The organism is Mesorhizobium abyssinicae, from assembly GCF_049887195.1.
Taxonomy (GTDB): Bacteria; Pseudomonadota; Alphaproteobacteria; order Rhizobiales; family Rhizobiaceae; genus Mesorhizobium; species Mesorhizobium abyssinicae.
In genome coordinates, this window is the sequence record NZ_JARAKC010000004.1 from 169,522 (window position 1) to 195,107 (window position 25,586).

Sequence of the window (25,586 nt, forward strand, 5' to 3'; positions counted from 1 at the left end):
CGAGAGGGTCTAAAATGGAATTGAAGTCAATGACACAGCGCCGCGCCGTGGCTGCGGCAATTGGTGCTGTGTCGTTCTTCCTTGCATTGTCTGCCGGCGAGCCTTCCGGCCTGCTGGTCACCATTGCAGTTATAAGTATCTGCGTGGGATGGAAGACGGGATTAGCGGCGATTGCCGTGGGCAGTCTGCTTTCAGCTGAGATACTCCCGGCATACGGGACCGAAAATGGCACCGTCAGGTTGGTGGCGTTTGTTGCCGCCGCGTTTGGCCTTTGGCTCGCGGTGAACATATTCAGAAGCATCAGTTTTCTTGACGAGGTCTACCAGCAAGCCGGACCTGGTGTAGCCGAAATTCCGGGCCTAGGCTGGTCCGCCAATCCTGACGGGCGCCGACGGTTCCCCAATGCTGCAGCGCTCGATTATGTTGGCGTCTCCGCCGAAGAAATGCGCGAGATCATGGATGCTGACGACTCCTGGTGGCTGAGGTTTGTCCATCCCGACGATATCGAAGCGAGCATGGCGCAATGGCGCCACAGCCTGGAGACGGGCGAACCCATGATCGGGGAGCAGCGCTTGCGCCGGTTCGATGGCACCTATCGCTGGTTTCGCGATACAGGTGTTGCCTCGCGTGATGAGCGGGGGCGGATCGTCGGCTGGTATGGCCACACCGAGGACATCGACGACCGGCGCAAGGCGGAAGCCGCGCTGCGCCAGAGCGAGAGGGAGCTCAGGCTCCTGGTCGATACAGTTCCCACCATGATCTGGCTGATGACGCCGGCGGGACTGCCGTACTATTTCAACAAACGGTTCGTCGATTGGGCGGGCACTGACTCGGCCAAGGTGGCACCGCGCGGCACGCGGCAATTCGCTTCGCATGTGGAACTGTTCCATCCTGATGACCGGGCGGCCGTCAAAGCCGTGTTCCAGAAGTCCTTTGCCCGTGGAGAGCCGCTCCAGCACAAGGGCAGGCTGTGCCGGAAGGATGGCGAATATCGCTGGATCGATTCTCGCTTCGAACCGCTACGCGATGAAGACGGCACGATCCTTCGCTGGTACGGCGTCAATTTCGACATCGACGATGAGGTCCGCGCTCAGGAAGCCCTACGTCTGGCTGACGAACGGCTTGCGCGCGCGTTGCGCGCAGCTAGCCTGTCCGAATTGTCGGTGTCCATTGCCCATGAGCTCAACCAGCCGCTGCAAGCGGTCGTGTCCAACGCCGGCGCGTTCCAGAGATGGCTGAACGCCGACCCACCAAACTTCGAACACGCCAGCCGGGTGGCCCAAAAGATCATTAGAAACGCCGACGCGGCGGCGCAGGTGGTCAGCCGCATCCGGGCCTTGTTCAGCAAGACTGAAGGCGAACCGCTCGCGATCGATCTTAATGCCGTGATCCGCGAAGTGTGTGATCTGCTGGGTGACAGGCTCGCGTCGAGTAGCGTCAAGCTGGAGCTTCACCTCGATTCCCGCCTTCCGGCGGTGGCTGCCGATCGCATTCAGATGGAACAGGTCGTCCTCAACCTCGTCCGCAACGCAATCGAAGCGATGCAGGAGGTCGCCACTAATGTGCGAAGGCTGCGGATCGTGTCGCGAAGTCAGATTGACGGGACAGTCGAGGTCGAAGTGCGAGATCGCGGGCGCGGACTTAGCAATCCGGAACTGATTTTTGACGCGTTCTACACAACCAAGCCGGACGGAATGGGAATGGGTTTGGCAATCTGCCGATCGATTGTCGAGGCGCACTGCGGACGGCTTTGGGCCGAAAATGTCGAGACAGAGGGGGCATCGATAACCTTCAGCCTCCCCATCGGCGCTGCCAGCTCGGTCAAGGAAACAAAACCCGCGACAATAGGCGTCGCGCTCAGAGGCTAATTCGGGCATCGGCTATCGACTGCCCGATCTCGATGAGCGTGTTGACCAAAATGTACAGGGTTCCAAAGACCATTGCGACGCCCAGCACCGCCGGGAGATCGGCGCTGGCAAAAGCCTGAACTGTGTAAAGACCGAGACCGGGCCACCCGAAAATGCGCTCGACAACAAGCAGATTGCCGAAGAGAAGGCGGACCTGCAGGCCGAGCATGGACAGTGGGGCCGTGGCGGCATTGCGCAAACCGTGGTGGAACAGTACCCGAGTCTCGCCAAGGCCCTTGCCGCGTGCTGTTCGGACATACGCCTGGTTCATCACGTCGTGAAGCGCACCGTTCAGGCTTCGCCCAACCGCGACGCCGATGGGCAACGCCAGTGCAAACGCTGGCAAAATCATGTGCAACAGCGCGTCGGCACTGACGTCGGGCCGGCCGACCAGTATTCCATCAATCACGTTGAGTCCCGTAGGGCCTGCGAAGTCGACGTATGCAAGCCTGCCTGCTCCGGGAAGCCAGTCGAGTCGGAACCAGAAAAAGTAGGCGAGAACTAGGGCGGACAGAAAGATCGGCGTGGAGCCCACTCCCACCAAAGCGAGCCTGATGCCGGCCGATCCTGGAATGAGGAACTGAAGTGCCGCCATGACGCCGGCGAGCGCCACTCCCAAAGCGATCGACGTCAGTCCGAGTTCAAGCGTGGCCGGAAGAAATTGCTGTATGTCGTCCGACACTGGGCGCCGGGTTCTTACCGACGTACCCAGATCTCCATGCGTTAGGCGCGATAGGAAGCGCCCGTACTGAACGACAGCCGGGTCGTCCAGTCCTAGTTGCTTGCGCACGGCTTCAACAGCTTCTGGCGGAGCGCTCGGCCCAGCAATCGCCCGCGCTGGATCGGCGGGTATGATGCTTTGGAGACCAAAGACGATGAAGCTCATCATTAGGAGAACGACGACGGCGCCGACGATGCTTTTGGTGAGATACGCCAGCATCTAGGTCCCCCTCAGCGCCGCGCGGATGCCGTCGCCGGCAAGGTTGGCGAGGAGGCAAAGAAGGAAGATTATCGCGGCCGGCAGCACCGGCAGCCACCAATGGACGGTGAGGCTGTCGAGCGTGCGCGACGTCATGGCGCCGAGTTCAGGCGCCGGTGCAGGCAATCCAAGTCCCAGGAAGGACATCAGCGACAGCGTCATAATGATGTTGGCAACATCCAATGACGCCCCGATGACCAACGCCGGGAAAACCCCCGGCAACAAGTAGCGCAACAGGAGGCGCGGACCGCGGACCCCGGCATTAAGCGCCGCCTCGACATGAGGACGGGCCTTCAGGCGACGAATTTCATCCCGCGAAATGCGCGCGTACCACATCCACCAGAAGATCGCGAGCGCGATCATGGTGTTCGCGAGCCCAGGGCCGAGGGAAGCCACGACAGCCAGGGCGATGAGTGTTGCTGGAAGGACTAGGAACAGATCGACGATCCGCTCGATGACCAGATCGACTTTGCCGCCCGCAAGCCCTGAAATCAGGCCGACTAGCGAGCCCACGACAAGACTGAAGCCGATAACCGCAAGCCCTGGCAGCCAGGTATATCGAATGCCGAGGATGACGCGCGAGAACAGGTCGCGGCCGATCTCGTCGGTGCCGAACCAATGTTCGGCCGAGGGTGGGAGGTAGGCGCCGGCAACGCGCAGTTGCGGATCGAACGGCGTGATCCAAGGCGCCAGCACGGCGACAATTGTAACGATAGGCACGCCGACAATACCGATGCTTTCAAGCAAACCGGCACGCCGGAAGAAGTCGCGCCAGTTGAAGCGAGGTCGCGCAGGGAGGGTGTCCGGGCTTGGCCTGCCCGTCATTGTCCGCCTCCCGTTTGCAGGCTCGGCATCGCCTCGATCAGTGAGCGCGTGTAGGCGGACTGAGGTGCCGCAATGATAGCATCTGGGTCGGCAATCTCGACCAACTCGCCGTCCTTTAGCACCGCGACGCGGTCGGCGATGATTCTGGCGGCCGCAAGATCGTGGGTCACGAACAACATCGCCATGTCGAGTCGCCGCCGAAGGTCGCTAAGAAGGTTTAATGTGGTGGCCGCCAGTGACACATCCATGGCGCTGATCGGCTCGTCGCAGAGCAGAAGCCTTGGGGGGACGATTACCGCGCGCGCTAAAACAGCGCGCTGGCATTGCCCGACCGAAATTTCGGCCGGCAGCGCGTCCATCAGGACCGGATCGAGGCCGACTAGCTTCATTGCCTCACCGACGCGACGGCGCCCGTAATCACTATCCAGCGAAACGGCACGCAGGCGCTCGCCGATCTGCTCGCCGATCGTGAGCCATGGTGTCAGCGCCGCCACGGGGTCTTGAAACACGACTTGTGGTGGAATCTTGTCGAAGCGAGTAACAGTGCCGCTGTCGGGCACCACGAGCCCGGCAGCAATCCTCAGAAGGGTGGACTTGCCGGCGCCACTTTCGCCCACCAGCGCCACGCACTCGCCGAGCTTGATCGAGAGGTTGACCGACCTGAGAACTGGCTGCGGTTGACGCGGTCCCCAAAACGATCGTGCGCCTGTCGGATAAGTTTTCCCGACGTTCGACAACCTCAAGGCAGCGGTTTGCTGGATCGCCTGGGGTGGCCATGGTTCCGCCCCCGCGCCATGCGTTGAGAGCAACGGAGTTTGTTCCTGGTAAAGGCAGGCGACAGCGCCACTGTGGGCGGAAGCAGGCTCCAGCGATGGGCGGATCGCCGTGCAATCTGGCTGGGCAATCGGGCAACGTGTCGCGTAGGCGCAGGCGTTCTCGATGGTTACGGAGGGTATGCGCTCGGACGGGAGCGTGGGAAGCGGGCGCCGTCGATCAGAGTCCAGATCGAATCGAGTAGCGAGCAGACCGGCGGAATAGGGGTGTGCGGCTTTTCGAGCTACGTCCTGCATGCGTCCCATTTCAACGATGCGTCCGGCGTAGAGAACCAGGATGCGGTCCGCCAGTGAGGCCGCCACACGCAGATCGTGGGTCACGAATAGAATTGCCGTCCTCTGCTCGCGGGCGAGACCGCGCAACAGGTCGAGGATCTGCGCCTGCATGGTTACATCGAGCGCGGTGGTCGGTTCGTCGGCGATAAGTACCTTCGGTCTTGCCATCATCGCCATGGCGATCAGCACGCGCTGACGTTGTCCCCCGGAAAGGCGATGCGGAAGCGCATCGGCGATGCGGTCCGGGTCAGGCAAGCCGGTCCGGCGGAGCCAGTCTTCGATCGATCCCTCGGCCTCCCCATTGGATTCTCGCATCTGGCGGCGGATCGTCATCGTGGGATTGAGTGCGCCCATCGGATCTTGCGAGATGGCACGGACGAGTTGGCGACGGGCCAACTGCCAGGTGCGCCGTCCCGCGCCGACAAGCTCGATCCCCGCAAGCCGGATCGAGCCTCCGACCTGCGGCAGGTTTTCGCGCGGCAGGAGCCCCTGAAGTGTTAGCCCGATGCTTGTCTTGCCAGAACCGCTTTCCCCGACCAGCGCAATGATCTCGCCCGGAAACATGTCGAAACTTATGCCGTCAAGGACGCGGGAAGGACGGCCTTCGCGGCTGAGGAAGACCGAGAGGTCTTTGACGGCGAGGACGGACTCGGTCGCGGGTTCGGACATTCGGGGCGAAGGCTTGATCATTTGCAGTGCGGGCGTGAGCTGCGAACGAACCGGAGGGCTGGAGTTCAGTGTCCCCAGCGAACGGTGCTGAAGTCGATGTTGCCAGGTGGGTACACAGGACGAAGTCCAAGGTCCTTCAGACCCTTGGCGTGGACAACCACATCGTCGACGTTGACGAGCGGGATCACGATGCCGGCATCGAAATACATCTGCCCCGCTCTCTCGTAGAGAGCGTCCCGTTCTTTGACGTCGGTCAACTTCCCTGCCTGGTCCACTATGGCATCCGCTTCCGGCACGACCCGGCCAAAAAAATTAAGGACGCCATCTTTCGTGAAGAACACCTTGGCCTGGTTCTCCGGATGAGCGGCGTCCGGCCCCGCGATGGTGAGCAGCAAATCGGGAGGGTTTGGGTTGTGCTTCAAGGTGTAGGCAGCGCCGGAGGGCAGTACGTAAGCCGTTGCTTTTACGCCGATCAACGCCAGTTGTGCTATCATCAGGTCGGCGATGCGGCTGTAGCTCGGAGCCGCGCTATGGAGGCCAATGACCAAATTGACCGCGCCATGCTTGGAGATCGCGGCTTTGGCTGCCTCGAGGTCGGTTGGGAACCGGATAGGATTCACTGGGTCGAGCATGACATTCGGATATACCGACTTTGACAAGCTGGCGAATTCTCCAAAGGCGTCCTTGACCCACAGCGCCGGGTTGATTGCGGTCAAAACGGCTTTGCGGACCTCCGCATCGTCGAGGGGCGAGTTCGGCTTAACGAAGAGATCATACGGTATCATGCTGGGGGCGGCGGTGATCTCCAGACCCTTTGGCAAGCTTGCGAGTTGGGCGAAAGGATAGTTGATCGGCACGGCATCGATCGCACCCGCCTGCAATTGAAGTATCTGCTGGCTGATATCGGGCACGACAGAGATCTGGATCTGCCGGAAGAACGGTTTGTCGCCCCAGTAGTCATCGTTGCGTTCGAGTACATAGCGCTGACCGCGTTTGAATTCGGCCAGTTTAAATGGACCGGTACCGACCGCATGCTCATTGAGCCAGGTCTTCGCGAAGTCGCCTTTGTCATGCTCGGCCAGCGCTGCGGGACTGATGACCTTGGGCCCCCACGGACTGGAAAGGGCGTCGAGGAGCGACGGCTGAGGATGGCCCAGTGTGAGGACGACTGTCGAATTGTCGGAAGCTTTCATGTCTTTCACATTGGCGAGGAAGTAGCTCAAGCTCAGCCCACGGTCACGGCGCCTTTCGAACGACGTTATGACAGCTGCCGCATTGAATGGCGTGCCATCATGGAACTTGACGCCATCCACCAGGTGAAATGTGTAAGTCAGGCCGTCGTCTGAAATCTCCCAACTCTTGGCGAGCCGACCAACGATTCTGGTCGAACTCGGCTGGTATTCGACAAGGCCTTCGTAGACGTTGTTGATTGCGCTCATCGCGCCGGTCTCAAACCCGTTGTCCGGATCGAATGTGCCGATATCGGTCACATACGGAATGCGCAGGATCTCCTGAGCGAACGCCGGCGCCGCCCAAAGCAGCAAGCCGAGCGCGAGTCCCAGCATACGGAGGCCAAAGCCGAGCCTGGAAGATTGTTTGGCAGGACGAGAGTAGGACGTTTGCATCAAATGTCCCCGTTGGCCTGGTCTTTCGGCGAGGGACTGCGGCAAGCCATATGCACTCGAATCCTTGGCCGAAGAGGGCACTTGTCCAACTCAGCATCTGTCGATGTCGCCGAGACTACCCTTCGTCGCTCCACATCGGCGCTGTCAGCCAGACAATACACTGCCTGGTTGCACCATACGACGGCTCACCGATAACAGTCTATGAGTCTCGGGCAGAGGATACTCTATCCTTAGGCATAGATTGCGGAACGCGAACGCCGGCTCAGCAAAGTCTTTCGGGCCGAGGGAATTCCTGAAAAGCACTGCGGCCGACATCAACTCTGATCCGGCCGGGCGGCATTGTGTAGAGGATGTATACACCCTGTCGCCTAGGCCTAGTCTTCGCACACTGAGGCATCGGTCCGAGGTTAACTGTGATCGGGGTCGCCATCCACCGGGCGCAGCCCGCCAACACCATGGCATCGAGTCGCAGATACCCTTGCAGAATTGGTTCGCGGGTGGGGTCGGCGCATCCTGTCCCACACAGCCGCAATCCTCTAGGAGGAGTCAATGTACGAGCACACGCGAATGCCGTTGCGCCACACGTGTCTTGCCGTGCCAGCTTTCGTAGCCCGGACTGCGCTGGCGATATCACTAGCGGCACAATTGGCATCTGCGGTCCGCGAATTCTTCGCACCCCGCTACAGGCCAGAGCTCCACTATATGCGGGGCCCGGGACCCGCCTGCGCACGTCGCGCGATCAAGGTTGAATTGAGCCAAGTCCAGTCGGCAGGCCGTCAACAGCGGCGCATACCTTGGAGGCCGTCGATGAATTGTATCCACTGCGGTTCTACTTTTTACCAGCGGCCGTTCCACTATTACTTTTGCTCGCAGATGTGCTGGGAGGTCGCCAAGAGAGACACACCTTGGAGGATCCTGTCGGATGGTTTCGGCCCGTTCAAATCGCCTGTTAAGTCCACTACTTCTGTCCGGTATCCTCGGCCTTCCTGGACAGGCCATCGCACACCGCGCCCCGACCGGGTGGAAGTATCCGTGGGCATGATGCAGCAGTATTGACTGCAAGGAAGTGCAGTCGTCGGTGGTGCTCGAAAAGTCGGAAGGCTACGTCATTCAATCAACCGGCGAGGTGGTGGGCTACCAAGACAAGCGGGTGAAGAACTCGCTTGATGGCGACTACCATTGGTGCGCGCATCAGGCGGGCATTGATGCAGGCCATACGAGCCGGTCGGCACCGCCTCTGGGAACGCTACGTTGCCGAGCTCCAGCCGCCGATGGTTGTCACCAACTCGCGCTCCGGCCAACGACCGCAAGCCAACTCATGAGAAGAGGCTCCCGGCCGTATAGCGGGCGAGGGGCTGCTCCAAATCTAGATTGTCGCACAGCGATCGCCCACGGTTAGGCCGAGTCCCTGTATCGGGAAGTAGATGACCATCGCGACTCGGTCCGGGTGGAAGACAACGCGCTGATTCGACGATTGGAATAGCCACTCCTGTAGCCTTGGCGCGTAGGACCGTCCTGGCGACTAACTGCCCTAGCCCTTTGCATCGCCAGACAGATGCCTGCGTAGAATAGTCTAGCGCATCTGACTGTATCATTCTCCTAAAACCTGCCGCGATTCCAGTAATTTCGCATGGACAGGCCACCGTATGAAATCAAAGGAGAAGAATATGATAAGTGAAGTACCAAGCAAAGGGTTGGAATGGACCAACCTCATTCTCGGTGCATGCCTGGCTTGCGCTGCGATCAAGTTCGCCGGGTTGCCCCTCGCGGCTTGGAACGCAGGGATCACGGGCACACTGATTGTATGCTGTTCTGCCGTGGCGCTCTATCGCTATGGGACTTGGACCGAATGGTCCAATCTCACCGTGGGATGCTGGGCGGCGATCGCTCCATTCCTGCTCGGATTCGGTTCGGTGCAGGGACCGATGTGGACGCACGTCGTGATCGGGCTTTGCGTTGCGACGATCGCTGTCATGCAGCTTGCGGCAAGTCGCAAGTCCGCGGTGCCCTCGAGCACCAATTTCGAGGCCCGCAGGTAATATGGTCAAAGCCTGACCGCCAAGGACGGCCGCGCCGATTTGTTGCGGCCGTTCTCAGGAAGCGATGGCCCGAAACAATGAACGGGAAGCTACCGCGCATCCTGGCTGTAACGCCTGCCTTGCTAACAAGCGAGGCTGGACGTTCAATGGTTCGGTAAAACGAGTTCTACCGAAGTATCAGAAATCCTAGACGATCGGATGAAGCGAGCTAGCCCGACACCTGATCGACCTGCAGCACCTCTATCAAATAAATTCTTCAGGGCCATCCGCGTCTGGAGGTCTACTGCTATGCGGGATTCACCCGGAGGACGAAATGTCCGAGAATGCCCGCCATTAAAAGCTTTTTGCCGGTCGCTGAAAGGTAAGCACCTTACTCATGAAGTGAGCATGGGAAATCGCGCCCTCCCCAACAGGGAGGCGGGGTACATACGCTCGGATCGTTTTAGGGTTCGTCTCTGCTCATGGATTTCCATGAGGTGTGCCCGGGGTATGTTGGGACTATGGTGAGGGCGTGAGTTCGCCAGGCCAGATCCAGACACCAAGCACCAGTGCTATACCCAGCACTAACGGGCTCCATGCTTTGATCGTTCTGGAGAAGCAGCCAATGATGCACGTCTGGTCGCATCGTCCTCAATTCGCGCACCTGGGGCTTTTTTTTGCCGCCTATGTCCTGGGCTGCGGATTCGCTCAGTTGCTCGCAATCGTGCCCGGAACAGGTATTTCCATCTGGCCGCCGAGCGGACTTTTCATCGCTACGCTGGTCTTCGCCTCCAGGCCTAGCTGGCCGTGGTGGGTAGCGACGGGCTGTCTCGCCGAACTGTTCAGCAATCTCCTGTGGTTCCACAGTCCGCTGCCTGCGGCATTCCTGATCTTCGCCGGCAACGCTCTTGAAGCCATGTTCGGCGCATGGCTCGTAAGCCTAACCTGCAAGCGGCCGGTCCGGCTGGAGACGCTACAGGAAGTTCTCGCGTTCGTGGTATTGGCCGCCGGAATCGCGCCTGTCGCAAGCGCGACCGTCGGAAGTGCCACCCTTGCGTGGTTTGGTATGCAATCACAAACCTTCGCGGCGGCATGGCCGCTATTCTGGATCGGCGACGCAACAGGGGTCCTGATCGTGGCCCCGCTGGCGCTCGTCGTATTCCACAACTGGCGTGACGTCGCTCTGGTCTCAAGGGCGCGTTGGATGGAGATCTGCATCCTAGGGCTGATCTTTCTTGGTGTGGCAATTCTTTCACTCAGCGCTTACCTGCCCTTTGCCTACATAATCATGCCGCCTCTTCTTTGGGCCGCGGTGCGTTTTGAATTCAAGGGCGCCGCCGTCGCCTTGGTCCTTCTCGCGCTGATTACGGCGGTCTTTACGATATCCGGCGCCAGCCAATTTGCTGGCGACCCCGAAACGCTGAAGCAAAAACACGTCATGCTGCAGTTGTTTCTGGCCATTTCGGCCTTCTCGGCGCTCATCGTTGCCGCCATATCCAGGCAGCACCAGTTGGCGCTGCGCACATTGGGCGAACGCGAGCGCCAGCTTCAGCGGATGATCGATGCACTTCCGGTCCGCGTGTGGAGCGCGACGTCAACGGGCCAGCCGTTGTACTTCAACAAGCGATATCAGGACCATTTCCACGCTGTTGTCCCGACCTTCGATCTTCCCCAATCCCCACCTATCGAAACATTGGTGCAGGAACTGACGCACCCCGAGGACGCGTCCGAGGTGCAGCGGACTCTGCAGAACTGTTTCGCAACCGGCAACGCCTCGACGATGCGGTTTCGTTGGCGCGAGAAGGACGGCGACTACCGATGGGCGGAATGCCGGGTGGAACCACGGCGTGACGAGGATGGAGCGGTTGCAGAATGGTACGGCGTTTCCCTGGATATCGACGATGAGATGCGCGCACTGGAGGCATTGCGCGACCGGGAGCGCGAACTTTCGTACCTCGTAAACATGGTTCCGGCCATGATCGGGCGCCAGAAGCCAGACGGCGAACTGACCTTCTTCAACAAGCAGCTAGTAGATTACCTCGGTTTCGACGTAGCCGACACCGACAAGCCAGGCACGAGCCGCCTGTTCGCCTGGATCAAAGCTGCGGTTCACCCCGATGATGTAGAAAGGCTAAGCGAAATGGCTCGCCGCGGTTTTCTCACTGGCGAGCCCTTCTCCATCAGATATCGCCTGCGCCGTGCGGATGGCGTGTATCGCTGGATGAAAAGTCGCGGGGAGCCGCTGCGGGATCAAAACGGCTCGATCATCCAATGGTACACGGCCGCCATCGACATCGACGATGAGGTGCGGCTTTACAGGGACATTGAGGAGCGAGACGCCAGGATTCGGCGGCTAATCGACTCCGATATCATCGGGATCGTTTTTTGGGATCTTGATGGAATGCTGCTCGACGCCAACGACGCGTTCCTGCGCATGGTCCAATACGACCGCGACGATTTGAAATCCGGCCTTGATTGGTTGGTGATGACGCCTCCGGAATGGCAGGAGGTGCATGCCCGCGAGGAGGCCGAAGAGATAGCGCGCACTGGCAAGATGGAAGCCCGCGAGAAGGAGTTCTTTAGGAAGGATGGCAGTCGGGTGCCTGTTCTGATTGGGGCCGCCTGCTTCGAGGGCACCTATAGGCAAGGGGTGGCCTACATCCTCGACTTGACTGAAAGGAAGCGTGCCGAAGCGGCACAATTGCGTGTTGAAGATGCGCTCCGCGTGGCGCAAGAACGTCTTGCGCGAGCAAGTCAGGCGGCGAGCCTTGCCGAAATCTCGGCGTCTATCGCCCACGAAGTGAACCAACCTTTGGCGGCGATCGTCGCCAACTCACATGCGTGTCATCGTTGGTTGTCCGCGAATCCTCCAAATCTCGAGCGCGCGAAGATCACGGCCGAACGCATTATCCGTGACGCCAACTCCGCTGCAGATGTCGTTGGCCGCACTCGCGCGCTGTTCAAGCAGTCTACGGAAGCTCGAAGCTCGACGGCGCTGGATAGCATCGTGGGCGAAGCTCTGGATCTCATGGCCGAGGAGGTTGCGCGACTTCGCATTCGTATTGAAATGGATGTCGAACGCGGCCTTCCACTCGTGGCGATCGACCGTGTGCAGATTCTGCAGGTGGTGGTCAATTTGATGCGCAATGGCGCCGAAGCAATGGCTTCTGCCCCGGACCCCAGAGTTCTCGGCCTGCGCGTGCGCCAGACCGCAGACGCCATCCAGATCGAGGTCAGCGATCGCGGTGCAGGTGTGCAGTCCCCTGACAAGATATTCGAGCCGTTCTTCACAACAAAAGACGAAGGCTTGGGAATGGGACTGGCGATCTGCAGGTCGATCGTACAATCACACGGTGGCCGGTTGTGGGTAGAAAAGAATGAACCACACGGCGCAAAATTCATCTTCACCCTGCCGGTCGAAGCGAAAGCTGCGGCATGACGACCGAGAACCATATTGTCTACGTCGTCGATGATGACGCACGGATCCGCGAGGCGCTCAGCGAGCTGTTGTTGTCGCACGGAATACGGGCCAAGACATTTAGATCGGCGGGCGAGTACATCAGCATCGAAAAGCCGGATGTTCCAGCCTGCCTCATCCTCGACGTTGAGCTGCCTGATATCAATGGCCTTGATCTGCAAAGACAGATCTCGGAGGGCAATCATCCGCCGATCGTTTTCGTGACGGGCCACGGCGACATCCCGTCATCTGTAAGGGCGATCAAGCACGGTGCGGTGGATTTCTTGACGAAGCCGTTCAGCGACTCGGAGCTGATGGCCGCAATCCATGCTGCGATCGCACAGGACCAGGACCAACGATCCGAACGCGCCGACCTTAAAGCGCTAAACCAACGTTATCTCGACTTGACGCCGCGCGAACGCGAAGTGCTGGCGCTTGTAGTGAGCGGCCTGCTCAACAAACAAGCCGCCGTTGAATTGGGAATCAGCGAGGTTACCCTGGAAATCCATAGAAGGAATGTCATGCAGAAAATGGCAGCGGCGTCACTTGCCGACCTGGTGCGCATCGCTGAGAAATTGAAGATACCGATTACCCACTCGCGCAGAGCGAGAGAAGGCTGAGAAGTGAATAAGCAAAGACCCATCGTAGCGATTGTCGATGATGATCCGAGAATGCTCGAATCGGTGGAGGAACTCCTAGAGTCGGCTGGATATACTGCTCGTACCTTCTCGTCGGGTCGGTCTTTGCTTGCCAGCGGCCTGTCGAGCGTGAACGTGGTTATCACCGACATTGGGATGCCTGGCGTTGACGGCTTTGAACTTCGCAAACTTGTGAAGGAGGTGCGTCCGGAGCTGCCGGTATTCCTGATCACGGGCCGCCACGAGATAGCCGATCAGGACCAGGCGCAGGGCGTTAGCGGGTTTTTCCGCAAACCCTTCGATGCCAAAGCCCTGCTTGCGGCGGTCGGCGACGCGTTGCGCAATCAAAAAGTGGAGGATGATCATGACAAGTGAGCAGCCGCTCCCGCGGAGATCGGCACCGCTATCGAAGCAGCAAGAAGTGGAGCAGCCGCTAGTCATCATTGTCGATGATGATGCGTCTGTTCGTGAAGCGCTGTCCGAGCTGATCCTATCGGCGGGCTTCCAGTCGATTTGCTTTGCCTCGACCCGCGAGCTTCTCGACGCCGACGTATTGGACGGGCCTGGCTGCTTGATCCTCGACGTGCGCATGCCAGGAGCGAGTGGTCTCGACCTGCAGAATCGTCTGGCAAAAAGCGGTAACTCCAAGCCGATCATTTTCCTGACCGGGCATGGCGATATTCCGATGACCGTTCAGGCGATGAAGGCCGGCGCAATCGACTTTCTCACAAAGCCGGCGCGTGATCAAACCCTGCTAGACGCCGTTACGGCGGGGATTGCGATGGACGCCACTCGACGGGCCGCTGCGGGGATCGTCAAGCGCAATGTCGAACGGTTTGAGACACTGACACCGCGCGAACGCGAAGTTCTGCGCGAAGTCGCGCGGGGTCGAGTCAACAAACAGATCGCGTTCGACCTCGGGATCAGCGAGGTCACCGTCAAGCTCCACCGCGGCAATGTCATGCGCAAGATGGAGGTGGCATCAGTCGGCGAGCTCATTCGGGCTTGGGAAACATTGCCGCCCGCGATGCGCGATGTGGCCGCGGCCACGTCCTCAACTTGATCCCCTGTCGCCATTGGCGGGATGTCGGTGCTCGAAGAGAAACTTGTCGCCGGCACAGAGCTGAGGCCCAGGCTTATTCCTCGAAGGGAGCGTTCGACACGATGTCGACCGAAGAGGGGACCCTGTAGCCGGGCACGAAGCGTTCGCCAAAGTCCCGGGCGAAGTTGTCGTAGGTCGTTTCCGGGTGCGTCTTGGCGATATGGCAGAAGCACCGTGTCATGCGTTGCTTCATCTCGAGCCGCGGAAATTCAGCTACAATATCGGCAATTTCAGCTGCAGGGATGGTCTCGTAGTCGAGTCCGACAACGTCCAGGCAGACCCCGGCGGTACTAAGGGCTACCTCCGCTTCCTTGTAGAGACCGATCGACGGGGTGGAGTTTAGAGCCACGCTGTCCCAGATGAGCTGGGCCCGGCGCTCGTCAATGCCGGCTTGTCGCGAGAAGGACCTGGCCAGATCCGCACCTTCGACTTCGAAACGGCGCGGACCATCGAAACGCTCGTTGAGCGTGATGTCGTGCAACAACGTCCCGACCGCGACGACTTCCGCGTCGTGATCGATGTTGCGGAGCTGCCCAAGCCGTGCCGCAAACAACCAGGAGCGGACGACGTGATTGAACAGATAGTCCTCGCACTCTCTCCGAGCATATTCGAGTGCCTGTTGGACGAGCGGGGTATCGGGTACCGACACCCCTGCTAGTATCCGGCTTGTGGTTCCGGTCATCTCGATTGTCTCCTCAACGCATTCCGACCGGTTTTGCCGGTCCGACTTCAAGCGGCGGCGCGCATGCGATCCGCGGGATGCTGCAGGCGAAAGCCGATCGCCAGCCTGTTCCAGGCGTTGATCGTGGCGATGCCGATCGATAGCGCGACGAGTTCATCCTCCGAGAAGGCCTTCCGGGCCTCCTCGTAGACACCGTCAGGCGCATGGGTTTCAGAGATGCGGGTGAGGGCTTCCGCCCAGGCGAGAGCGGCCCGCTCGCGTTCCGTGTAAAGGGCAGACTCGCGCCAGGCATCGAGCAGCAGCAGCCGGTCGTCGGTCTCGCCCAGCTTGATGGCGTCTTGCCGGTGCATGTGCAGGCAATGCGCGCAGCCGTTCATTTGCGATACCCGCAATTTCACGAGTTCGAGCAGCTTCGGATCGAAGCTGCTGGCAAGCCAACTCTCGATGGCGACGAGACCTTCGATGCCGCCATTCTTGCGGGCCAGGAAATTCAGACGCTTGGTCATGTGAGACTCCATGATGTCGATTGAAGGTTTCATTTTTTCGCAGTGGCCTCGGCGCTGTTTCGTCGCGCCGACGGCTGACGATCGCGGTTAGCGATAGCCGACACCGGCAACGTAGTCGGAGAGTATCTGCTCTTGGATCTCTTCCCGCTCGAACAGCACTTTCATCGCGTCGCGTATGTCGAGCATACCGACAGGCTTGGCGCCTATGTCGACTACGGGCATGTTCTGCAGGTTAGTGGCAGCCATTGTCTGCCACACCTCATGCAAATCATCCTCCGGCGTGCACGAAACGATTTGTCTGCTCATCAGGGCTGAAACTGGCGGCACTGACGACGCCGAACTGACGAGATGGCGAACGAGGTCAGATTTGCTCAGCACGCCTTCGGCGCCCCCGCCGCCATTGCAGATCACAACCAGGCCGATGCCGGGCCTGGAAAGCGAAAGGGCGGCCGCTTGCACAGTGGCATTGACATCGATCACGGCAAGGCGTGGCGAGGTCAACGCATGTATTTTGTCGACAAGCATTGCAGCCGTCCTCCATATTCAAACCGATCCGTGAGATGCTCGAGCTCAGTCGTCGTTGTATGTGGTCAGCTCGGTTTCACTGGTATCGACGACGAACACAGCCAGAAGCTTGGCGGGTTCGGTCGCACTGGCATTTTCGCTGACGCCGTGGTGGTCGCCTGGAAATTCGGAAAAGCTTTCGCCGGCGCGATATGTCGTGACCGGCCCGTCATTGACCTGGCTGCGGATTGCGCCTTCGAGAACCGTCGCAAAGATGAACGCGGATTTTGGATGCGTATGTCCCGCAGACGTGCCGCCTGGTTCGTATTCGACGAGCACGGCGCGCATGCTCTTGCCCGGCACGTTGGGCAGCGGGTGGTCGTAGATCAGCGCGGCCTTGTCGCCATGGGAATCATGGGCGAGCGCTGAGCCCGTGGCGAGACTGGTTGCGATAGCAGCGGTGCACAAGATGGTCTTGATCATTGTTGGCTCCGGTTCGGAGGCTGGATGGGGGATCGCCGGCCGGGGAGGGACGACCGGCGATCGGGCTCTCGCTGGGGGGACGCGGCGCGAGCCTATAACTTGATGAAGGCGAGCAACTCGGCGTTGACCTGGTCCTGATGCGTGGCGGTGATGCCGTGCGGCGCGCCCGGATAGTAGATGTCCCTGGCGCCCTTGATCAGCTTTGCCGACTTCCGCGCAGAGTCCTTGACCGGCACGATCTGATCGTCTTCCCCATGCAGGACCAGCGTCGGGACATCAAATTTCTTGAGGTCCTCGGTGAAGTCCGTCTCTGAGAATGCCTTGACGCTCTCATAGGCGTTCTTTGCGCCGGCCTGCATGCTCCATAGCCAGAATTGGTCCAACGTGCCCTGCGAGACCTTGGCGCCTGACCGATTGGCGCCGTAGAAGGCGAGCGCGAGGTCCCTGTAGTATTGCGACCGATCGCCGGCGACGCCGGCTCGAATGCCGTCGAAGACCTCCATCGGCAGACCTTCAGGGTTGGCCTCGGTCTTCAGCATGATCGGCGGAACGGCAGCAATGAGAACTGCCTTGGCAACCCGGCTGGTTCCGTGCCGGCCGATATAGCGGGCGACCTCGCCGCCGCCAGTGGAGTGACCCACGAGCGTGGCGTCCTTGAGGTCTAGCGCTTCGATAACGGCAGCGAGATCATCGGCATATCCGTTCATGTCGTTGCCGGAGGAAGCCTGGCTCGACCGGCCGTGCCCGCGCCGGTCGTGTGCGACAACGCGGAAACCGTTCTGGGCGAGGAAGAGCATCTGGCCATCCCAAGCGTCGGCATTCAGCGGCCAGCCGTGAGAGAAGGTGACGACCGGACCAGTGCCCCAGTCCTTGTAGTAGATTTCCGTTCCGTCCTTAGTGGTGATTGTGCTCATGGTTGTTGATCCTTTGGTTGCGGTGGAAGAGGCAAGGTTTTGCTTCCCTTCCGCTTGTGCCGTCGTGGCTCGCGACAGGCCGACCGCAGCCGTTGCGGCAAGGGCGCCTAGCAAGACATCGCGGCGCGATGCGCGAGGGTGGGAAGGATGGTGCGATTCCATTGTTTGTTCCTTCGTGTTTCGCGCTCGACGCTCGCGCGACGTCGCGCAACGCGCGGTCGGGTGGGTCGCCTAGTGCGGCTGAGGCGAGGCGTGGCTGAACCAGTCTTCGAAGCGCTTGGCGCCGATTCGCGGGTGATCGCCGGGGACGAGTGACCGGTCATCCAACTCAGTGCCGAAATATGGGGCGTGGGGATCCGCATTCACCTTGCGCGGATCGTTCGTCGCCTTCAGAAACTTCGCGACAAGGTCGCTCATGCGGACCGGCGCGGGGCCGGCGATCTCGATCACGCCGTTGACCGGCGGCGAAAGCGCCACGTCGGTCATGATGTCGGCGACGTCGTCGGAGGCGATCGGCTGAAAATAGGCAGACGAAACTGTTGTAACATCTCCCACCGTTCCCGACTGCGCGATGCCGCCCAGGAATTCGAAAAACTGCGTCGAATGGACGATGGTGAACGGTATCCCCGAGTCCCAGATCAGTCTCTCCTGGGCCATCTTGGCGCGCATGTATCCGCTCTTGGGTAGGCGCTCGGCGCCCACGATAGAGAGCGCGATATGGTGTTTCACGCCAGCCCACTTTTCGGCGGAGAGCAGATTTCGCCCGGAGGTCTCGAAAAACTCCAGGACGGCCTTGTCCTCAAATGATGGCGAATTCGCCAGGTCAATGACGACCTGCGCTCCCGAAAGCGCTTCGGTCAATCCTTCGCCTGTGATCGTATTGACACCCGAATTCGGCGACGCAGCGAGCACTTCATGGCCCTTCTTGCGCAGCCTCTCGACCGTCTTCGAGCCGATGAGTCCGGTGCCGCCTATCACGACGATTTTCATGGTCGAACCTCCTTGTTCGCATCCCAGGCATTGGTTGGCTGATTGAGACGGCCACCAGGCCGACATCACTCGTCTTCGCAGCAAACAATGCGACGGAGACGCCCCACCGAACTATCGAACGGAAGCATCTGTCGTTTGATGCGAATGTCTAGCGTCTCTGCCTTCAGAGATGGGGAGTTCTAGTCGGTATGGAGCGAAGGGTGGTACCGGTGCATTGGTCGAATGGACCATCGGCGTAGCTGGTCGATCCTCCCGCACATATCCAACTGCGTCCTCGGGACCTTGCGGTAGGCCATCCTATCCGTCTTCGTGCGCCGTCCTGATCCTCGGCCCTATCGACGGTAAGGGCCTGCCCCACGTAGCGTTTTCGGCACGACCACAGCAGTTTCGTGCCCGGAGGGGACGTCAATTGTCACGCGCAGAAGCAAGACCCGGCACGGTTGGCCAAAGGGGTGTTGAAAGTAAGGATGAGGCTGGCGCGCGCGCCCGCCGCGCGGAGCAGCCAACAGCTGGCATCGTTCATGACCTGGGCAATCTCATCCAGGTCGCGTCGTCCGCGTTGAACCGCGTCGCGCGAGATACCACCGTCTCAACGACTCCGGACCTCGCACCTGTGATTGCCAGCGCCAGGACGGCGCTGCAACGCGCTGGCGCGCTCGTTCGGGAGACGATCGGCAGAGCCGCGGAGGCGCCTCGGGACATGGAAAGCACGGACTTGCGCAACTGCCTGGCTGAGGTCGAAACTCTCATCCGAAGCGCATGGGGACTGCAGATTCGGCTCGAGGTTCATATCGAATCTGATTTGCCTCTGGTCATATGCGATCCTTTGGGCCTGCAGAACGCGGTCCTCAATCTCGTCTTCAATGCGCGCGACGCGATGCCCGAGGGCGGCTCGATCTCAATGGACGTCGCAGTGGTCGATAAAGGCGATGGCGCGTTTGTCGAGCTCCGCGTCGCAGACACCGGTATCGGCATGACCCAAGAAACGATGCTCCGCGCCTTCGATCCCTTCTTCACCACGAAGTGCCAAGGCCTGGGTGGTATCGGACTGCCAATGGTGAAGCATTTCGCCGAGCGGCACGACGGCAGTGTCGAAATCGACAGCGCGCTCGGGTTGGGCACAACTGTGATCTTGCGATTGCCGGCGGCGCTGGCCCGAGCGGACGTCTGACGACAGCTGCGACCGAACAGCTTGAATGGATCCCTACATGACCCGGGCGGCTCAGTCTCCGCCTTCGAGCAGAGCCACCTGCGCTTGAAAAGCTAGCCCATCGGCCGGGGCTGAAGGCCTGGTCGACGGGATTAACGAGCCAATCATTCGACGATGCAAAGTGGCCGGGATGCGCCGTACTTCTGGCCGCTGGTCTGTTCGCTGAATGGCGGCACAATGTTGTACCGCGACTGGTGCCTGCATTTTGCAGGACAGTCATTGGCTATTCCTACTTTCCAGGCGCTGTCCGCCTAGCTAGGAACGGACAAACGGCACCGCGCGAAAAGCCGTCTGAATAGCCTCGCGGAGCGCAAACGTAGTGCTCGGATGCCGTTGTCCATTGATTCCGCTTTCACCTGCCGCCGAAATCTTGGCAGAGAGGGTCGTCGCAAGCTCCTCGGCCATTTCGGGCCGGCTCAGTAGCAGGGGGGCGAAGCTCTGCTGGTCTATTTCATAGGCAACCACCGGACCCGTGGCCCGTAACGTCGATGTCTCGCCTAAGCCCGCGAGGAAGCCTGTTTCTCCAAAGATGTCGCCGGGAGCAAGATGACCAACTTCCTGCGTGTGAGCTTCGTCGCCGCGTTGGCGCACGATAACACCGGTCCGAACGATCATCAGGCTCTGCAACATCTCCCCCTCTCGCACGATGATGTCACCCTTGCGGAAGGTGCGAACTACGGCCGTCGCGGCGAGGGCCTCTTGTTCCTGATCCGTCAGCGCCGAAAATAACGATATCGCTTTGATCAGTGCGATCGCCGTGGAGGCTGCGGCCGTGATCCCGTCTTCCGGTCGGTCTTTCACCAAAATCAACGACGATGGTGGCATCGCCAACTGCAAACCAACGGACTTGGCGTGCCGATAGACGAGGTCGAGAATTTCGTTCCGTGCGGCAATTCTCTTGCCGACATCTGCAACACAGAAAGACAAATCGATTTCGATTGCAGCCGCGTCAAGGCTTTTGAGGGCCACCAAGGGGGGCGGCTCCTTCACAATAGTGTCAGAGCTCAGCAGTGCCCTGCGCATTGCCTCTACGACGGCCGCAGGCGGCCTTGTCGGCGCCAGTCTTACCGAGAGTAACAATCTATGTCTCTCATCCGGGCTGCTGACATTGGTCAACCCCATTCTGGCCAAAAGGCTGTTCGGCAGCGCAACGACATTGTGGGCCGGGGTAAGCAAATGAGTCGACCGCCAATCGGTCTCGACAACGCGACCTTCGGTGCCGTCGCTGAGCAAGATCCAGTCTCCAAGCACATAGGGTCGGCCAAGGTTGAGGGCGATACCCGAAAATACGTCGCTCAAGGTGTTCTGAAGCGCCAATCCAAGAACGATAGCAAAGACGCCCGAGGTGGCCATCACCGCTCCGACTGGCACTCCGAATACAAATGCCAGGATCGACAGCAGCACCCCAACGTAGACGATGCCAACGACGAGGTCCTGCAAGAGGCGCGCCTCCTGCGGCTTCCGCTCGAACACTAGATAGATGCGAACCAGACCGATCAGAGCCCATGCAAGATGAACCCACCACAGGATCTTTGCCGACCCAAGGAATACAGTGCTTGCCGTAACTTCTGCGCTCTCTGTTAACTCGTAGGGGACGATAGAGCCATCGAGGAGCAACAGCGACATCGTGAGAAAGCAGGCGATCTGAGCGACCATCCTGGCGTTGGAGAAACGCTGTGGAATAACTCGCCAAACGATAATTCCGGCCAACCCGACCAGGACGACATAGAAAGGGGGAGAACTCCACCAATTCATGGATCAGATCCGAATTTGAACTACGACGCATCCAAACGACTTGCGCCGGCGTCCTGGCTTCGACACACGCCTTGGCCCACTGGTATTCATTCAATCCAACGCCATCAGCTTCAGGGCGATCACACGACAGGCGATGTCGGTCGCCCCTTCAAGCCACGGGTCTTGTTCTTCTTGAGAACCGCTTCTGTAATCGAGTGCGGCAATGGAAGAGGCTTTTCAACCAAGCCGAGTACTGGCATCACGATGATGAAGAAGGCGAAGTAGTAAAGCGTCGACAGCTGCATGGCGGGGACATACCAGCCTTGCACCGGTTTGGACCCTAGCCAGCCGAGAAAAATAACGTCTGCCGCGAATAGCCAGAAGAACCGCCGGTACCATGGGCGATAGACGGCCGAGCGCACCTTAGACCTGTCGAGCCAAGGTACGACGAAGAGCATCAGGATGGCGCCGAACAGGACGAGAACGCCGCCGAGCTTGGAGTCGACCGGCCCGATGTTGAAGGTGATCGCGCGGAGCATGGCGTAGAACGGCAGAAAGTACCATTCGGGCACGATGTGAGCCGGCGTCTTTATTGGATCGGCCGGGCTGTAGTTATCCGGGTGCCCGAGATAATTTGGCAAATAGAACACAAAATAGGCAAATACAATCAAAAACATTGCAGCGCCAAATATGTCTTTGATTGTGGCGTGAGGTGTAAAGTCGACGACATCCGTCTTCGACTTCACATCGATGCCCGTTGGATTGTTTTGCCCCACCACGTGAAGCGCCCAGATGTGAAGAGCGACATTGCCGACTAGCACGAACGGCAGAAGATAGTGCAAAGCGAAGAAGCGATTGAGAGTGGGGTTGCCGACTCCGAAGCCACCGAGCAACAGTTGCTGGATCCACTCTCCGATAAGCGGGATTGCAGTGAAGAAGTTGGTGATGACCGTTGCGCCCCAGAACGACATCTGCCCCCATGGCAGCACATAGCCCAGGAACGCTGTCGCCATCATCAAAATCAAGTTGAGGCAACCGATCACCCACAATAGCTCGCGGGGGGCCTTGTAGGAACCGTAGTAAAGACCGCGAAAGATATGGGTATAGACGGCAATAAAGAAAAACGAGGCGCCGTTGGAATGCAAAGACCGCAGCAGCCAGCCAAAATTCACGTCGCGCACGATCTTTTCGACGGAATCGAAGGCGAGCTTGGTATTGGCCCCATAATGCATGGCCAGCACGATGCCGGTTGCGATCTGCAATCCCAGCATCATCGTCAGGATACCGCCGAATGTATAGGCGAGGTTCAGGTTCCGCGGAACTGGATAGACGATGAAGGAATCATGCACCAAGCGCGGCAGCGGTAGGCGGATGTCCAACCAACGCTCGATACCGGTCTTGGGCATATAGGTCGAGTGTCCCTCGCTCATCGCAATATCCCCGCCTCAGCCGATACGGATTTTGGTGTCGGAAATGAACCGGCAGACCGGGATCGCCACGTTCTCGGATGCCGGGCCTTTGCGGATGCGGCCGACCATATCGTACTGCGAGCCATGGCACGGACAGAACCAGCCGCCGAGCTCGTCTTCCCTGGCGAGGGGAATGCAACCTTGATGTGTGCAGACCTGGACCATGACCATCCAGGCTTCCTTGCCTGCGTGGCGCGGTTGGCATCGGTCGCCGGCGCATCGGCCGGCAGATTGGCGTTGCGGGCGATCGGATCCTTAAGGTCGGCGAGATTGACGGCTTGACCGTCCATCATTTCCTTTTGGGTGCGGTAACGCACGACGACAGATCTACCGTGCCAGGTCACGACCAGCGACGTTCCCGGTGTAAGAGAAGAGACATCGACCTCGACCGAATCCAGCGCCTTGGCGTTTGAAGCATGCTCGGCGGCACCGCGTTGGAGTTCGGAAGGATCGGTCATGATGACGGACTCCTGTTGCAGGAAAAGCTGCTTCATCGCGCAGGCGGCAATCGAGCAATCCGACGCTGCGGTCCTCGGCTACTCGAGTTTCCTAATGTCGGATGGAACCATGCACGCCGTGGCGGGGTGCAAGCCATCGTGCCAAGGACACGCGCGTCCGATACTTTCGTTCATGATTTACTGAGCGAAGGGCTGGCCTGACAGTCGAGGACGCCATGCTCGGTGACAGGGGGGCTGGATTGTCCCGCTACCATTCCTCATGTCGGGTGTAGCACGAGCGGCAATCAAGGAACGATTGCTTCAGCCCGGTCATGCCTCGGCATAGGCATGCCTACCCGTCGGCGTCGAAGCCGACCTTCGTTTAGCCAGTCGCGTTCTGCGCTCGTGAAGGGCGATATTTCTCGGTGCCGACTGGTCCGCTGAATAGCGCATCGTCGTTCCGATCTTCTCAGGCTTTGTTGCTCACAAGGAGGAGTTGAAATGAAAATAGCAGTCATCGGCGGCTCCCGTTACTCCAGAGCGAGCACTATCAAGAAGTTGCAGCGGAAGGGCCACGAAGTGGAAGCGGCGCCGAGGCGAGCTGGCGTCGAAACTTTCATTGCGGACTATCGCGATGCCGGCTACGCTGGCCAACATCTCAGGAATTGCCTCCTGCATTTGGGATCGCTGATTTATGAATTGTGGCGCCTGAGACGCTCGTGGGGCAACAAGCTCAGCATTCGATTCTAAGGACAAACTTCCGAGTGGAGGTCGATCCAAGGCAGATTACGAAGCACTTGCCTCGCGTCAGTCCACACAGCTGATATCGCTCACATAGCGTCACGGAAATCGCGCTTCCAATCCCGCCATGCTCTGAATAGCGTGCGGTAATCGGCGGCAATCTAGTGCGACCAGGTCGGATCACAGCAGGCCTGTTTCTGGCACTGAACAGAAAGGTGCGCTTCTACGCGCCGGCCGAAGCGGTGACGATCGAGGACACAATCGCCAAGGCGTTACTGTGACCACGGCGAGGGGCGCCGACAATCACAGCTCGCCATCTCATTCTGACGACCGGCTATGAGCAGCTCAACGTCGGGCCCCTCGTCAGCCACATGTGCGATCGCGACCCGGCCGCAACCTGCGAAGATCTGGCCGGTAGCGCTTTTTGCCGTGATCCCATCCATCAGTGCCAGCGCGTCGCCAGTGGAAACGCCGGGCGCGGCGTTGCCCCGCAGCGGCACCGTATTGTTGTAGCGCTGGACCAGCGCCGGGCCGGTGACGTCGCGGACTCCTAAAATTAGTCAGAGCAGGAACGTCACCGGCAGAAGCCTCGAAGCAAATCGGCCTTGGCCGCTCCACGGTTAATCGCTAATATGGGAATTCGCCGATCCGCACACTCGTAGTCCAATAGCTTCCGCCTCTGGTGCAACCAAGAGTGAAAGCGGCGGTCGTCAGAAGACGTCAGATTCGAAATTGGCGGCGTCAAGGATGAAAGGACCTCCGCCTGAGGAGACCAGCTACTGTGGCCGCCAATCCAGCTTTGGCGACGCACTCCTGTTGCGTGCCACGGGGATCCAACGCGACTTTCCCCTGCATCGGCACGACTACTATGCCTTTGGGCTTCTCGATGAAGGGGTGGAAGCGTCCTGGGCGCGGGGAAGTCAGCATCTCATAACCACGGAAGACACGGTTCTGCTGAATCCGGAGGACGCTCACACCGGGGCGCCCTACCGCGGGAGGTGGAGTTACCGCATGCTCATCCTCGAACCCGAAACCGTCGAGGCCCTGGCTCGAGATCGGTGCGAGGGCAGCGGCAGCCCGCTTTTCCGAACCCCAATCGTACGCGGCGGCGATACACGATCGAAGCTGGCAGCGCTGATGGATGTGCACGAACTGATCCCCGATCTTCTGGACGAAGAATTGGTGGGGTTCATGTCGCATCTCATAGCACAACATGGGGGCGGAGATCGCGGGCATGAAGCGCCGGATGACGCGACCGCATTGGCTGTCGTCAGGGACATGCTGATCGATGAGCCGTTCCGGTCGCGGTCGCTGGCTGATCTCTCGGCTGCGTGCAACCTGTCACGCACGTACCTCGTGACGGCTTTTAAACGGCGTTACGGTCTGCCGCCTATGGCCTTCCAACTGCAGCATCGCCTTGACAGGGCTCGCCGGGACTTGTTGCACGGGGATAGGCCTATCGCGCAGATCGCCATCGAGAACGGTTTCTACGATCAAAGCGATCTCAATCACCATTTCTCGCGCATTTTTGCGATCTCCCCCTTTCGAATGCGCCGTCAGGTGCGGGATAGCCGTCGGACCTAAACA

21 protein-coding genes and 1 pseudogene are annotated in these 25,586 nt (G+C 59.7%); 9 read left to right on the forward strand and 13 right to left on the reverse strand.

Annotated elements, in window-relative coordinates:
* Positions 1 to 29 precede the first annotated feature (29 nt).
* Positions 30 to 1,868, forward strand: coding sequence for a PAS domain-containing sensor histidine kinase (locus PU724_RS11205; protein ID WP_426213185.1), 1,839 nt, complete (start codon positions 30 to 32; stop codon positions 1,866 to 1,868).
* Here PU724_RS11205 and PU724_RS11210 read toward each other — a convergent pair.
* Genes PU724_RS11210 through PU724_RS11225 form a run of 4 tightly spaced genes read right to left on the reverse strand, consistent with a single transcriptional unit; the run spans position 1,858 to position 7,114 of the window.
* Positions 1,858 to 2,847 carry an ABC transporter permease gene (locus tag PU724_RS11210; RefSeq protein ID WP_354422264.1) on the reverse strand — a complete coding sequence of 330 codons (990 nt, stop codon included), beginning with the start codon at positions 2,845 to 2,847 and terminating at the stop codon, positions 1,858 to 1,860. The genes PU724_RS11205 and PU724_RS11210 overlap by 11 nt on opposite strands.
* Entirely contained in the window at positions 2,848 to 3,711 is an 864-nt protein-coding gene (locus tag PU724_RS11215) for an ABC transporter permease (protein WP_354422262.1), read from the reverse strand.
* Positions 3,708 to 5,510 carry an oligopeptide/dipeptide ABC transporter ATP-binding protein gene (locus PU724_RS11220; protein ID WP_354422261.1) on the reverse strand — a complete coding sequence of 601 codons (1,803 nt, stop codon included), beginning with the start codon at positions 5,508 to 5,510 and terminating at the stop codon, positions 3,708 to 3,710. The genes PU724_RS11215 and PU724_RS11220 overlap by 4 nt, the downstream gene beginning before the upstream one ends.
* 44 nt (positions 5,511 to 5,554) lie before the next feature.
* Entirely contained in the window at positions 5,555 to 7,114 is a 1,560-nt protein-coding gene (locus PU724_RS11225) for an ABC transporter substrate-binding protein (protein WP_354422259.1), read from the reverse strand.
* Between the two features lie 1,646 nt (positions 7,115 to 8,760).
* On the opposite strand from PU724_RS11225, the gene PU724_RS11230 reads away from it, so the two are divergent.
* The 5 genes from PU724_RS11230 to PU724_RS11250 all read left to right on the forward strand — a co-directional run bounded on the left by PU724_RS11230 (position 8,761) and on the right by PU724_RS11250 (position 14,290).
* Positions 8,761 to 9,153, forward strand: a complete 393-nt coding sequence (locus PU724_RS11230) for an SPW repeat protein (protein WP_354422257.1) — start codon at positions 8,761 to 8,763, stop codon at positions 9,151 to 9,153.
* Positions 9,154 to 9,757: 604 nt separating this feature from the next.
* Positions 9,758 to 12,571 (forward strand): MASE1 domain-containing protein, encoded by a 2,814-nt coding sequence (locus tag PU724_RS11235; RefSeq protein ID WP_354422255.1) that lies wholly within the window; start codon positions 9,758 to 9,760, stop codon positions 12,569 to 12,571.
* Positions 12,568 to 13,209: a response regulator transcription factor gene (locus PU724_RS11240; protein WP_354422253.1), complete on the forward strand. Its 642-nt coding sequence runs from the start codon at positions 12,568 to 12,570 to the stop codon at positions 13,207 to 13,209. The genes PU724_RS11235 and PU724_RS11240 overlap by 4 nt, the downstream gene beginning before the upstream one ends.
* Positions 13,210 to 13,212: 3 nt before the next feature.
* A complete protein-coding gene (locus PU724_RS11245) occupies positions 13,213 to 13,602 on the forward strand; it encodes a response regulator (RefSeq protein WP_354422251.1) in 390 nt (129 codons plus the stop codon).
* Positions 13,592 to 14,290 (forward strand): response regulator transcription factor, encoded by a 699-nt coding sequence (locus PU724_RS11250; RefSeq protein ID WP_354422249.1) that lies wholly within the window; start codon positions 13,592 to 13,594, stop codon positions 14,288 to 14,290. The genes PU724_RS11245 and PU724_RS11250 overlap by 11 nt, the downstream gene beginning before the upstream one ends.
* Before the next feature lie 73 nt (positions 14,291 to 14,363).
* On the opposite strand, the gene PU724_RS11255 is transcribed toward PU724_RS11250, so the two are convergent.
* The 6 genes from PU724_RS11255 to PU724_RS11280 all read right to left on the reverse strand — a co-directional run bounded on the left by PU724_RS11255 (position 14,364) and on the right by PU724_RS11280 (position 18,408).
* On the reverse strand, positions 14,364 to 15,011 hold the full coding sequence (locus PU724_RS11255) for an HD domain-containing protein (RefSeq protein ID WP_354422247.1): 648 nt from the start codon (positions 15,009 to 15,011) through the stop codon (positions 14,364 to 14,366).
* A 47-nt stretch (positions 15,012 to 15,058) separates the two neighbouring features.
* Positions 15,059 to 15,517, reverse strand: coding sequence for a carboxymuconolactone decarboxylase family protein (locus PU724_RS11260; RefSeq protein ID WP_354422245.1), 459 nt, complete (start codon positions 15,515 to 15,517; stop codon positions 15,059 to 15,061).
* Between the two features lie 87 nt (positions 15,518 to 15,604).
* A complete protein-coding gene (locus PU724_RS11265) occupies positions 15,605 to 16,042 on the reverse strand; it encodes a CBS domain-containing protein (RefSeq protein WP_354422243.1) in 438 nt (145 codons plus the stop codon).
* Between the two features lie 45 nt (positions 16,043 to 16,087).
* Entirely contained in the window at positions 16,088 to 16,504 is a 417-nt protein-coding gene (locus tag PU724_RS11270; RefSeq protein ID WP_354422241.1) for a cupin domain-containing protein, read from the reverse strand.
* Positions 16,505 to 16,596: 92 nt separating this feature from the next.
* Positions 16,597 to 17,580 (reverse strand): alpha/beta fold hydrolase, encoded by a 984-nt coding sequence (locus PU724_RS11275; protein ID WP_426213186.1) that lies wholly within the window; start codon positions 17,578 to 17,580, stop codon positions 16,597 to 16,599.
* A gap of 69 nt (positions 17,581 to 17,649) precedes the next feature.
* A complete protein-coding gene (locus tag PU724_RS11280; RefSeq protein ID WP_354422238.1) occupies positions 17,650 to 18,408 on the reverse strand; it encodes an SDR family oxidoreductase in 759 nt (252 codons plus the stop codon).
* 409 nt (positions 18,409 to 18,817) lie between these two features.
* Here PU724_RS11280 and PU724_RS11285 point away from each other — a divergent pair, with 409 nt between their 5' ends.
* On the forward strand, positions 18,818 to 19,579 hold the full coding sequence (locus tag PU724_RS11285; RefSeq protein WP_354422236.1) for a sensor histidine kinase: 762 nt from the start codon (positions 18,818 to 18,820) through the stop codon (positions 19,577 to 19,579).
* Positions 19,580 to 19,873: 294 nt separating this feature from the next.
* Here PU724_RS11285 and PU724_RS11290 read toward each other — a convergent pair whose 3' ends face one another.
* The 3 genes and pseudogenes from PU724_RS11290 to petA all read right to left on the reverse strand — a co-directional run.
* Entirely contained in the window at positions 19,874 to 21,373 is a 1,500-nt protein-coding gene (locus tag PU724_RS11290) for a mechanosensitive ion channel family protein (RefSeq protein ID WP_354422234.1), read from the reverse strand.
* 119 nt (positions 21,374 to 21,492) lie between these two features.
* A complete protein-coding gene (locus tag PU724_RS11295; protein WP_354422232.1) occupies positions 21,493 to 22,782 on the reverse strand; it encodes a cytochrome b in 1,290 nt (429 codons plus the stop codon).
* A 15-nt stretch (positions 22,783 to 22,797) separates the two neighbouring features.
* A pseudogene (petA, locus tag PU724_RS11300) lies at positions 22,798 to 23,222 on the reverse strand (ubiquinol-cytochrome c reductase iron-sulfur subunit); the annotation flags it as partial.
* Between the two features lie 537 nt (positions 23,223 to 23,759).
* On the opposite strand from petA, the gene PU724_RS11305 reads away from it, so the two are divergent.
* Entirely contained in the window at positions 23,760 to 24,008 is a 249-nt protein-coding gene (locus PU724_RS11305; protein WP_354422230.1) for a hypothetical protein, read from the forward strand.
* Between the two features lie 738 nt (positions 24,009 to 24,746).
* A complete protein-coding gene (locus PU724_RS11310) occupies positions 24,747 to 25,583 on the forward strand; it encodes a helix-turn-helix domain-containing protein (RefSeq protein WP_354422228.1) in 837 nt (278 codons plus the stop codon).
* The last annotated feature ends 3 nt before the right edge of the window (positions 25,584 to 25,586 follow it).